We start from the raw sequence: 613 nt of genomic DNA, 5'->3' as shown, positions 1-613 counted from the left end.
GGTTAGCGTAACGGCGTACTACACTGGTGCAAGTGCCGAAGTGGTTGAACAGGCCATCGCCGATCCGATAGAGACATCGGTGAACGGCGTAGAAAACATGATTTACATGTCTTCGAAAAGTGCTAACGATGGTTCGTACAGCTTAAACGTTACGTTTGATGTTGGTACCGACCCAGATATGGCGCAGGTGAACGTGCAAAACCGAGTGTCACAGATTGAGTCAAAACTGCCTCAGGAAGTGCGCATGGTAGGCGTGACGGTGAAAAAGCGTTCTCCTGACCTATTGATGGTTCTGAACTTCTATTCACCAGACGGCAAGTACGATGACCAATTCTTAATTAACTACATCAACTTGAACGTAAAAGATCAGTTGGCGCGCGCGAAAGGCATTAGTGAAGTAAATGTAATTGGTGGTGGTGAATATGCGATGCGCGTGTGGTTGGACCCAGAAAAAATGGCCAACCTCAAGCTAACGACATCGGATGTATATGCTGCTTTAGCGGAGCAAAACGTTCAGGTTGCTGCTGGCCGCGTTGGAGCCGCGCCGTACAATAACCCGCACGAAGTGCAGTTCAACCGAGTGACGAAAGGCCGCTTAGAAAGTGTGAGCGAG

The 613-nt window shown here is 49.1% G+C and carries 1 protein-coding gene; it reads left to right on the top strand.

Annotated elements, in window-relative coordinates:
• A partial coding sequence (locus tag R8N49_RS28515; protein WP_318190622.1) for an efflux RND transporter permease subunit occupies window positions 1–613 on the top strand: 613 nt, incomplete at both ends.

Source organism: Vibrio sp. 1978, assembly GCF_033344345.1.
This window is presented reverse-complemented; position numbering and strand designations above follow the sequence as displayed.